The sequence below is a fragment of the Rahnella perminowiae genome, from assembly GCF_019049755.1.
Classification (GTDB): Bacteria; Pseudomonadota; Gammaproteobacteria; order Enterobacterales; family Enterobacteriaceae; genus Rahnella; species Rahnella perminowiae.
The window spans coordinates 1-10,179 of sequence record NZ_JAFMOS010000456.1 but is presented as its reverse complement, the minus strand read 5'-3'; the positions used below and the strand labels follow the sequence as shown (position 1 = coordinate 10,179).

General features: G+C 50.1%; 10 protein-coding genes and 1 pseudogene. 6 read left to right on the top strand and 5 right to left on the bottom strand.

Annotation, left to right across the window (positions count from 1 at the left end; all coding sequences use genetic code 11):
• Nucleotides 1-126: 126 nt before the first annotated feature.
• Nucleotides 127-771 (bottom strand): annotated as a pseudogene (locus J1785_RS07920) (phosphoethanolamine transferase domain-containing protein); the annotation flags it as partial.
• A gap of 358 nt (nt 772-1,129) precedes the next feature.
• Here J1785_RS07920 and lpxA point away from each other — a divergent pair.
• Nucleotides 1,130-1,918 (top strand): acyl-ACP--UDP-N-acetylglucosamine O-acyltransferase, encoded by a 789-nt coding sequence (gene lpxA, locus J1785_RS07915; protein WP_238483136.1) that lies wholly within the window; start codon nt 1,130-1,132, stop codon nt 1,916-1,918.
• 43 nt (nt 1,919-1,961) lie between these two features.
• Here lpxA and J1785_RS07910 read toward each other — a convergent pair whose 3' ends face one another.
• From J1785_RS07910 to J1785_RS07895, 4 genes are all read right to left on the bottom strand, one after another.
• Nucleotides 1,962-2,984: a DUF2891 domain-containing protein gene (locus J1785_RS07910; protein WP_129951029.1), complete on the bottom strand. Its 1,023-nt coding sequence runs from the start codon at nt 2,982-2,984 to the stop codon at nt 1,962-1,964.
• Between the two features lie 12 nt (nt 2,985-2,996).
• Nucleotides 2,997-3,947 carry a DUF979 domain-containing protein gene (locus J1785_RS07905; RefSeq protein WP_129951030.1) on the bottom strand — a complete coding sequence of 317 codons (951 nt, stop codon included), beginning with the start codon at nt 3,945-3,947 and terminating at the stop codon, nt 2,997-2,999.
• On the bottom strand, nt 3,944-4,633 hold the full coding sequence (locus tag J1785_RS07900; RefSeq protein WP_129951031.1) for a DUF969 domain-containing protein: 690 nt from the start codon (nt 4,631-4,633) through the stop codon (nt 3,944-3,946). Before J1785_RS07900 ends, J1785_RS07905 begins: the two co-directional genes overlap by 4 nt.
• A gap of 336 nt (nt 4,634-4,969) precedes the next feature.
• Complete coding sequence (locus J1785_RS07895) at nt 4,970-5,629, bottom strand: epoxyqueuosine reductase QueH (protein ID WP_217219178.1); 660 nt, start codon at nt 5,627-5,629, stop codon at nt 4,970-4,972.
• Between the two features lie 185 nt (nt 5,630-5,814).
• Here J1785_RS07895 and J1785_RS07890 point away from each other — a divergent pair, with 185 nt between their 5' ends.
• The 5 genes from J1785_RS07890 to cspE all read left to right on the top strand — a co-directional run bounded on the left by J1785_RS07890 (nt 5,815) and on the right by cspE (nt 10,157).
• Nucleotides 5,815-6,825: an AI-2E family transporter gene (locus J1785_RS07890; protein WP_129951033.1), complete on the top strand. Its 1,011-nt coding sequence runs from the start codon at nt 5,815-5,817 to the stop codon at nt 6,823-6,825.
• Nucleotides 6,826-7,031: 206 nt separating this feature from the next.
• Complete coding sequence (locus J1785_RS07885; protein WP_129951034.1) at nt 7,032-8,090, top strand: NAD(P)-dependent alcohol dehydrogenase; 1,059 nt, start codon at nt 7,032-7,034, stop codon at nt 8,088-8,090.
• Between the two features lie 187 nt (nt 8,091-8,277).
• Nucleotides 8,278-8,616 carry a hypothetical protein gene (locus tag J1785_RS07880; protein ID WP_217219177.1) on the top strand — a complete coding sequence of 113 codons (339 nt, stop codon included), beginning with the start codon at nt 8,278-8,280 and terminating at the stop codon, nt 8,614-8,616.
• 109 nt (nt 8,617-8,725) lie between these two features.
• Nucleotides 8,726-9,649, top strand: a complete 924-nt coding sequence (locus J1785_RS07875; RefSeq protein WP_217137816.1) for a potassium channel family protein — start codon at nt 8,726-8,728, stop codon at nt 9,647-9,649.
• A gap of 298 nt (nt 9,650-9,947) precedes the next feature.
• A complete protein-coding gene (cspE, locus tag J1785_RS07870; protein WP_013575246.1) occupies nt 9,948-10,157 on the top strand; it encodes a transcription antiterminator/RNA stability regulator CspE in 210 nt (69 codons plus the stop codon).
• Nucleotides 10,158-10,179 lie beyond the last annotated feature (22 nt).

The window sequence follows — 10,179 nt, the reverse complement described above, 5'->3', positions numbered from 1 at the left end:
TAAGGGCAAAAACAATCTGCTCTTCGGTGAATCGTGACTTTTTCATCGGCACCACCTCCGTTCAGGGGAGTGTTTATCATGCCGGAATTCTGTTTCTGAATGGAGCAGGATTTTGGGTCAGGGTCACCGGAACGGCATTTTCGGTGTGAAGTAACGGTGATTCATGTACTGGAACGCACTGTAAAGATAGTTGGTCGGTACGATTTCCAGATTCAGAGTGCGGTTGTTACGGCCAACGGAAGCATAATCTTTGTAAAAAACGCCGGCAATGGAAGCAACGACCAGCAATGAAATCACCATTGACACCAGGCGTACTCCCAGACGGCGCAGCAGTGTTTTTTCATAGCTGACCGGTGTCAGGAAAAGCAAAATCGCGGGCAAAACGCCGGTGAAGACAAACCACAGCACCACTTTCAGATTCAGGTATGAGGATGCTTCAGCAGATTGCGTCTCGAGGATATTCTCGATCATGCCGCGATCGAAAACGACCTGGAAGGTCATCATCGCGAAACTGGCGAGGGCACTGACCGGGAGCACGATAATGAAGAATGGCTTAAGCAACGGGCGAAAACTGAAAGGGGTGAACACAAAGTTCAGTGCGGCAAACAGCGCGACCGGAATGCTCAGGGCGAAAGCCAGATTGTATGCGGGCAGTGCATTTAAGATGCGGTAAAAATGCAACAAAATAGGTAAGTTAACCACAAAGGTAAAATACAGAGTCAGCAATAAAGTCAGCGTAAAGTAGCTGATCTTCGGAAATATATAGCGCAATGAAAACTCCCAACAAAATGACGGTAGCAGGGTTAATGTGAGGGAAAGATAACGTACGGAAATGAATATTCATAAGAATATTCATCCAAGCTTAAGAAAGCCTTAATCTACCCGTCATAAATCCTTCATCCTGCAGCGTTTCTGAAAAAGTTCAGAAAATATATAAAATATAAGAGACCGCCTTTTCTTGCATGAAGCCTTATGCTCACCGGCGTAGCGATGTGGATGTTCAACGAAACACCCTTTGTTTAAACCTCTCTGAGCGCGTTTCCCTCCGCTCATTTTGTCTTTCCCTGATTATGCCTGACCGGTTTAATTCATCACTGACTGTCTGCGGGCTGTCAGAAGGATATTCGTGTTGATCTCATCTTCGGCCATCATTGCGGCCAGCAGCATTATTGAACCCGGTGTGATTATTGGGCCGCGAGTGGTTATCGGGCCTTTTTGTGTTATTTCAGCGGGTGTGCAAATTGGCGAAGGAACATGCATTTCTTCGCATGTCATCATCAACGGCAATACCAAAATAGGTAGGGATAATCAGATTGGCAGAGGCTCTTCCATTGGCGAAATCAGTCAGGATTTGAAATACGCCGGAGAACCTACCGGGCTGGAAATCGGCAATGGAAACCAGATTGGCTGCCATGCCACATTACATCGAGGCACTGTACAGGGCGGCGGTATGACCCGGATAGGGCATCTGAATATTTTTGAGCGGGGTGTCCATCTCGGCCATGACTGCCAGGTGGGAAATGCCACGTTCATTGGCGAACATAGTGCTCTGGCAGGGCATGTTTTATTAGGTAATGATGCGCGGATTGATGCCCTGTGCGCAGTGCATCAGTTTTGTATTATTGGTGCGGGAGCCCGTTTGCTTGCCAATACGTGTGTGGTGCAGGATGTGCCGCCGTTTGTGATGGCAGGCGGAAACCGCGCGGTACCTAAAGGGATAAACGAGCAGACAGCAGAATTTTGCCGGGCTGGCAGTTCGCAGCAAAATATCATCCGCTATCTGTACGATTTGCTTTATCACCGGCAGGAAACGATTGAACGGGTAAAGTCAGAAATTGAGCGGCTCAGCACGGAATATCCGTTACTGTGCCACTTCAATGCTTTTTTCCTTCATTCAGCGCGCGGGATCATTCGTTAACGGGTTTACGGTAATCCTGCGGCTGAACAGAGGTGACGGGCTGTCAGGCTTCGAGTGCTAACAGGGCAAAGGTTGCCAGCCAGTGCTCGCCCATATAGGTGCTGTCGAGATGGTTCAGCGCGCTGTGCAGATGGGCTTCTGCCGTCTGACGTAGCAAGACCGCACGCGGATCACCCGCTGGCAGCGCAGAGGCCAGCGAACGCTGACACCAGGCACGGCTGAGATTCAGCCCGTCCAGATGGCCAATTTTACCGTCGCTGCGGTCAGTGACCGTGGCGGGGATAAACAGTGTCGCAGGCTGGCTGTGCGCCAGATCCGGTAAAAAACGGCCAAACCAGGTCACAAATGCTTCGGGCGGTAAAACGCGGCGCATCAGTTCAGCTTCCATCAGGGAAGGTGAAAGGAATTCATCACCGCCCGGTTCCCATGCCTGACAATGCACATCTTCAAGATGCCAGCGCAATGCCGTTTCTTCGATCAATTCTGCCAGTTTGTGATGCTTAACACAGCGGGCATAATCCAGTGTTAACGCCAGGGCAAAAGCTGTGTTGAAATGGCTGCCGACCCGCAGGGGATAGGTTGCCTTTGGCAGAAACGTGCTAAAACTCTTTTCGAAGAACCGGCTCATGGGCGCGAGCGTTTTCGCCCATTCCGCAGCCTGTGGCAGGGTCATTTCATGCAATTGCTGGCTCAGCGCCAGACACCACGCCCAGCCATACGGCCGTTCAAATCCGGCATGTTGCGTCTGTTGCAGATAGGCCATTTCACCGGCGACATTTTCTGCCGTGAAATGCCGGCCGGCCACCTCAATGATTTTTTCTGCTTCCGGCAGTTGTGGAAAACGATCCAGCAGTCGCAGCAATAACCAGTATCCGTGCACACAGGAATGCCAGTCATAGCTGCCGTAAAAGATCGGATGCAACTGGCGTGGCGTTTGCGCATCCGCTGCGCTGCTCATGGCATGCATGAGTTTATTCGGGTATTCGCGTGTTAAGTGATTCAGTGCCAGTGAAGCAAAACGGGATGCCATCTCTGCCGTCAGTACACTATGTTGTTGCGTCGTCATCGTCTTTCCTTATCAGAAACGGAACACAAAGAAATACATAAACGCGGTATTGACCAGCAACAGTAATACACCGGTTTTCCACTGCGCTTTAATCACGCCATTCTTATCCTGCAATTCCAGCAGCGCCGCGGGGACGATATTAAAATTGGCTGCCATCGGGGTCATCAGGGTGCCGCAGAAACCGGATAACATGCCGATCGCGCCCATAATCGCCGGATTTCCGCCCAGCTGGTTGACGATAAGTGGCAGCCCGATCCCCGCCGTCATGACCGGGAAGGCGGCAAAACCGTTTCCCATGATCATCGTGAAAAGCGCCATGCCGAAGGTATAGGCAATCACAATCGCCAGCGGTGAACCGAGCGGAATGATATTTTTGACCAGGTCCGACACCACGCCGCCGACTCCCGCCAGTGCAAACAGCGCGCCAAGAGCGGCCAGCATTTGTGGCAAAATAGCTGCCCAGCCAACGGTATCCATTGTCTGTCCACCCGCTTTCACTGCTTTGACCGGCGAATCACGCAGCATAATCAGCGCCACGATGAAGGCCACCAGCGTGCCGATTACCAGCGAAATCAGCGTGACGTTTTTGGCTTCCACCAGCGGCGTGTATTTCAGCGTCAGGGTGCCGGCCAGGGTCACCAGGGGGATCAACAGGGCAGGAATAAACAGTTTATTGCCAAAACGTTTTGAGCCAGCTTCACGCTTTTCAACCTGATCAGGCTGTCCGCTTTCTGATTTGCCTTTCCCCAGTTTTCCGCTCCCGGCGATGATCGCCAGCAGAATCGCCATACAACCGGTAATGAAGTGTGGCAATTGCGCACCAAACAGGAAAGTTATGCCGTAAATCCCCCAGAACAGCGCATTGACATAACGGCGTGAGTGGCTTTTGTCGCGTACGTTGAAAAATGCATAAGCACAGAACATCAGTCCCGCAAGAATATAAACAGTCTGCAAGGTGATCATTTCGCCGCGCTCCCGTGTTGCACGTCAAAGCGCTTAGCCAGCGAACGGTCAAGTAACCACAGACGAATAAAATGGATAATCAGCGCAGCAATAGCCGTCGGGATCGCCCAGACAGACAGGTGCAACGGTTCAACGTTAATGCCGTACTGTTCCAGAAAGCCTTTAATCAGGAGGATAGATTGCACCGCAATGAAAATGTCCTCGCCGAAGAAAACAGCCACATTATCGGTTGCGGCGGCATGAGCCCGGATCTTCTGACGGATATCATTGGGCAAATCGCCGTATCTGGTGGTGGCTGCGGCTTCAGCCATCGGCGCGATCAGCGGGCGTACCATCTGCGCATGACCACCGAGCGAGTTAAGCCCCAGTGCTGCGGTCATCTGGCGCAGGAAAAAGTACAGCATCAGCACGCGACCGGTGGTGGCAGCATGTACTTTGGAAATTAAATGACGCGCCTGTTCTTTCAGGCCGCTGCGCTCGAGGATGGCAATCACCGGCAGTGTCAGCCATATCAACCCCATATAGCGATTATCGGTGAACGCTTTGCCAAATGCGCTGATGATATCAACGGTATGCATTCCGCCCGCCAGGCCGGTAGAAATACCGGCGACCGTCACCACCAGTAAAGAGTTAAACCGCAGTGCAAAACCCAGCACAACGATCGGAATACCTATTAATACCCACATATTTTGTCCCTCAATAATGACGTGTTTGCTTTATATTTTTAATGAACCTGAATAATGTTGATACACCTGTAATAACCGGGTGTTATTTCTTATGTTAAATGCATATATATAAAAATATGAGACGGAAAGTAACAAGCAACAGCGGTGAATACAAGGCACAAAGGCGGGGCAGGTCATAGGAAATTATTCTAGAAAACTCAGGCTTAAGGGGCTGGCAAAATAAATAACTAACGTGTCAATTATGACTGGCGAATCTGACAGGAGGCGGGCGAAATAACAGAATAATTAACCCGGCCTGTTGACCGGATATAACAAAAAGAGAGGGTTCAGGCAGTTTTATTCGTTGTCTTCGTCGCCGTAATATTTGACGCCGAGTTTGATCAGCCCGCGGCCTTGTGCTTTGCGGTGTAAGTTACTGTCGCGCAAGGAATAAACACAGCCGCAGTATTCCTGTTGGTAAAAGCGTTCGCGCTTGCTGATTTCAATCATGCGCGCCGATCCGCCTTTTTTACGCCAGTTATAATCCCAGTAAATCATGCCCGGGTAAGGTGCCGCGGCACGTTCGCCGCTGCCTGTGATTTGCTTCATGTCTTTCCAGCGGGAGATACCCAGACAACTGGTGATGGCGCTGAAACCATGTTCAAAGGCATATAATGCCGTGCGTTCAAAACGCATATCAAAACACATGGTGCAGCGCACACCACGCTCAGGTTCATTTTCCATTCCCTTTGCCCGCGCAAACCAGTTATCGGTGTCATAATCGGCATCGATAAAAGGAATGCCATGCTGTTCGGCAAAACGCATATTTTCTTCTTTACGTAGCAGATATTCTTTCTGCGGGTGAATATTAGGATTGTAGAAGAAAATCGTATAGTCGATCCCCGATGCCTGAATGGCTTCCATCACTTCGCCTGAGCAGGGCGCACAGCAGGAATGCAGTAATAATTTATCGTGTCCGGCAGGCAGGGCCAGTTTCTCGCGCATTACTTCAGACATATTATTCTCCAGACTCTCGGATTTTCTTTACGATCTTTTCAGGGGGAGATGATAGAAGAACCTCTCTGTCTGTCAAAATTTTCTTAACGGGTTAAGTTGTCAGAGGATTGTGCGCCGGACTTCAGTGCTATGATATGACCCGATCCGGGGGAAGCCCGGTACACAGAGATCTAAGGATACAGGCAATGCAAATTATGAGATCGAATCAAATTCGCTGGCTCAGTGTGGTGATTGTGACGGGCGGGTTGTTACTGATTCTTCCTCTTCATTTACTGGCATGTTTTATTGCCGGTTTTTTAGTGTTTGAACTCATCAATGCGCTTACTCCGTACTTTCAAAAAATTATCAGTGGCGAACGTGCACGTTGGCTAGTGGTGGCCATTATTGCGACCCTGGTTATCAGTTGTCTGACGCTGGCGATTGCGGGCATTGCCGATTTTCTGATGGAAGATATGCGTAATCCCGTGGCATTTAACGCCATGGTATCGCGTCTGCTGACAGACGCGCAAAGCCGCTTATCGCCCGTGTTACTGCATTATTTACCGGCGAATATTGAAGAGTTGCAGCGTAGTTTCCTGCTGTGGTTGCGTGAGCATATTGTGATGATTCAGGCCGTTGGCAAGAACGCCGCCCATGTTTTCCTGACCATGATTATCGGTATGATCCTCGGGGCGATTATCTCGCTTCAGCAGCCGCGTAAGGGGGAACTGCACGCGCCACTGAAAAAAGAGTTATTGCAACGGATGCATTTATTGGGCGAAGCCTTCCGTAACGTAGTCTTTGCGCAGTTCCAGATTTCCCTGATCAATACCGTACTGTCCGGCATTTTCCTGTTCGGTATTTTACCGTTGTTCGGCATTCATCTGCCGCTGGCGAAAACACTGGTTGTCGTGACATTCGTCTGCGGACTGCTGCCGGTTATCGGTAATCTGATTTCGAATACACTGATTTTCATTGTCGGCCTGTCGCTGTCATTGTGGGTCGGTGCGCTGGTGCTGGCATATCTGATTATCATTCATAAAGTGGAATACTTTCTTAATGCCCGTATTGTGGGCAGCCGTATCAAGGCGAAATCCTGGGAAGTTTTACTGGCGATGCTTATCTTCGAGGCGGCGTTCGGTATACCCGGCGTCGTCGCGGCGCCTATCTATTACGCTTACCTGAAAAGCGAACTGAAAGAAGCGGGTCTGATTTAATCCTTTCTGAAAGCATGGCGCTTCGCGGGCAGAGCGCCATTGTTTAGTCTCTGTACAATCCATGCTAAAAATCCTGAAAAAAACAGATTCAGGCAAGTAATGGCGAGGATCGTTATATCAGTGAGTCACCTTAAGCCGTCATAATTTTACGGTGCCTGCCTTTTCTGCGGGCATGCAGTATTCCGTAATCCAATCAGGAGATAAAAATGACGCTTAACGTTCGTGGTTTCGCTGCACTTTCAGCGGATGCGCCTCTTGCGCCTCATAATTTTGTTCGCCGTGACCCGCGTGATACCGACGTTGTGATCGACATTCTGTACTGCGGTGTTTGTCACTCCGACATCCACCAGGCGCGTAATGAATGGCATCAAAGCATTTATCCGATGGTTCCGGGGCATGAAATTATCGGACGCGTGAAACAGATTGGTGCGAAAGTCGCGGGTTTCAAAGTGGGCGATACCGTCGGTGTCGGTTGTATGGTCGATTCTTGTCAGCATTGTGAATCCTGTGCAGAAAGCCTGGAACAGTACTGTGAAGAAGGCGCTACCATGACTTATAACAGCCATGATCGTCATGACAACATGATGACCTATGGTGGTTATTCTGAACAAATTGTGGTTTCAGAAAAATTTGTTCTGCGCGTTTCTGAAAAGCTGGACATCAAATCTGCGGCACCGCTGCTGTGTGCGGGTATTACCACTTACTCTCCGCTGAAACACTGGAAAGTCGGTAAAGGTCACAAAGTGGCTGTGGTGGGGCTGGGCGGTCTGGGCCATATGGGTCTGAAGTTTGCCAAAGCACTGGGCGCAGACGTTACGCTGTTCACCCGTTCCAAAGGTAAAGAGCAGGAAGCTTACCGTCTGGGCGCTGACCACGTCGTGTTGTCAACCGATGAAGCGCAAATGGCGGCAGTTAAAAGCCACTTCGATTTCATTCTGGACACCGTACCTAACCCACATGATCTGAACCCGTACCTGGATACGCTTAAACGTGACGGCACCCATATCTTGGTCGGTCTGATCGAACCAATCGAACCTGCGCTGCACAGCGGCAAACTGATTATGGGGCGTAAAACGGTTGCCGGTTCCCTGATCGGTGGTATCGCTGAAACCCAGGAAATGCTGGATTTCTGTGCCGCCCATGATATTTCCTGTGATGTGGAAATGATCGACATGCAGGATATCAACGGCGCGTATGAACGTATGCTGAAAAGCGACGTGAAATACCGCTTTGTTGTTGATATGGCGTCACTGAAAAACGCCTGAAGGCCGTATTGAATCACATGGATTAAATAGCGACCTGATGCGCCTGCCCGGTTTATCACTCTTTGAGTGAAAGAACACGGCAGGGCGGGCGCATTGTGGCGAAATTTACTCTTTACACGTTTCTGTGACTTCTCGGCTTGAAAGCGCGGTGGTATCCTGCTGCCTTTCGCCGGGCGAAGGAAAACCAGTGGCTAAGAGTTTTGACGAACTCATCAGAGATATGGATCTGATGATTGAACATGTGGACAGGCTGAAAAACTTGCCCCCACGGGCTGCTCAACCAGCGGTCTCTGACAAACCTGCGTACGATTCTTTCGGTGAGATTTTCGCGCTGAAGGCTGTCATGCGGGCTTTTATCTCTTCAGTCGACACCATCGTAAAAGTGCAGATTGCGAAGAAAGTTGAGCAGGATATCGGCCATCTCGAGAATACCGTGCGGTCGATTGGCGGCGGCAGTGCGGACGCAGAAGACGTCGCGCAAATTACGGCGTATGTTCGCCACGCGGTATCTGAATTAATGGATTAATGCGTCGTTCCGCCAGCAGACCCACCCTTAAAAGCCGGTCACACAGCGTATTGCACCAATACTTTGTGTGACCGGCTTTTTTATGGGCTGTTTGTCCGTAGGCGCGGCAATGAAAAGCGTCTATTCTTGCCATAATTCCTTTTTGCCGGTGCCGGTTATGTCTCAGGATTATCGTTTTTTCGCGTCAGCCCGACGCCGTTGTTATGCCCTTTTATTTGAACACCGCACCCGCACTGGACGACGGATGGAAATATTTTGGATCCTGTTGTCACTGCTCAGCGTGCTGGTGTTGTTTATCGAATCCAGTGCACGTGACTTATTTCCGGCGACACCTGAGATCATCCCGTTGTTCGGCCTGGTCGAAATGGGGTTTACCGCGCTTTTTACGCTGGAATACGTTTTACGGGTGATCTGTTCGCCGCGCAAAACCCGCTATCCGGTGAGTTTTTTTGGCATTATTGATCTCTGCACCATTCTGCCCATGTACATCCTGTGGATGCTGCCTTCTTTTGCGGGGGCGGGGAATCTGGAGATCCTGATCCGCCTGCTGAGAATTTTACGTGTGCTGCGGGTGCTGAAGCTGCTGCGCTATATGAGCGACGCCGGGGTTTTATGGCGCAGCGTGATGCGCGCGAAACGTAAGCTCAGCATCTTCTTTGGGTTTGTCGCCATCATTCTTTGTCTTTTTGGCGGGCTGATGTTTGCAGTCGAAGGCGGCAGTGACGGATTCACCTCGCTGGGCGCATCTGTTTACTGGGCCGTGGTGACACTGACGACAGTCGGATACGGTGACATTACGCCGCATACCGCGCTGGGAAGAATGCTTGCGTCGGTGCTGATCCTGCTGGGGTACTCTATCATCGCCGTGCCGACCGGGATTTTAACGGCTTATATGTCACAAGAATTGGAAAAAGGGCGTGCTGCCCGTTCCTGTCAGACTTGTCTGCATTCCGGCCACGAAATTGATGCAAAATTTTGCGCGCACTGTGGAGCGGTTTTGGCAGCAGATAATCCACAACCCGTTGAAAAGTAGCCTGATAATTGTACGCCAATTGTACTGTCTGGTACAAAAAATGACTAATTTCACGCTTTACCGCCGCATTGCATTAAAAAGAGTTGCTATTAAGGGGCAGTCATGAGTAAATACATACCGGCCTGTGGTACAGACCTATTTATGCACGACATCCTGAGTAAAGTTGTTCCAATTTAAAGCGTTATCCATGATAACCCTGCTCTGACGAATTTCCTTCTTAGTGCCTCCATAAGTAACGACTGAAATCCGGCTATAACATGCCCATGGTGGCGAAATTTATTTTTAAAAGGTAATTCCTATGTCAATGATGAAAGGTCAGGTTAAGTGGTTTAACGAGTCTAAAGGCTTTGGCTTCATCACTCCTGCTGACGGCAGCAAAGATGTGTTCGTACACTTCTCCGCTATCCAGGATCAAGGTTTCAAGACCCTGGCTGAAGGCCAGAACGTACAGTTCACTATCGAGAACGGTGCTAAAGGTCCGTCTGCGGCTAACGTTACCGCTATCTAATCTTACTTTACCGCTGTTTCAG